The organism is Amycolatopsis sp. WAC 04182 (assembly GCF_003947465.1).
GTDB lineage: Bacteria > Actinomycetota > Actinomycetes > Mycobacteriales > Pseudonocardiaceae > Amycolatopsis.
Genome location: NZ_QHJJ01000076.1, coordinates 1 through 227 on the forward strand (window position 1 = coordinate 1; position 227 = coordinate 227).

The 227-nt window shown below is 63.0% G+C and carries 1 protein-coding gene; it reads right to left on the reverse strand.

Annotated elements, in window-relative coordinates; translation table 11 throughout:
• Nucleotides 1–226 (reverse strand): tetratricopeptide repeat protein (locus tag DMH01_RS43790; protein WP_148106614.1); only part of this gene is annotated, 226 nt, incomplete at its 3' end.
• Nucleotide 227: the final 1 nt, after the last annotated feature.

Sequence of the window (227 nt, forward strand, 5' to 3'; positions counted from 1 at the left end):
CGAGAGTGTCCGTGGCAGCACCGAGATCACCGAGTGCGTGTTGTACTCGACCGAGGTTCTTGAGGGCGTTGGCTTGGCCGAGCCGATGGCCAAGGTCGACGTAGATGGCGTGCGCCTCGGCGAGAGTGTCCGTGGCAGCACCGAGATCACCGAGTGCGTGTTGTACTCGACCGAGGTTCTTGAGGGCGTTGGCTTGGCCGAGCCGATGGCCAAGGTCGACGTAGATG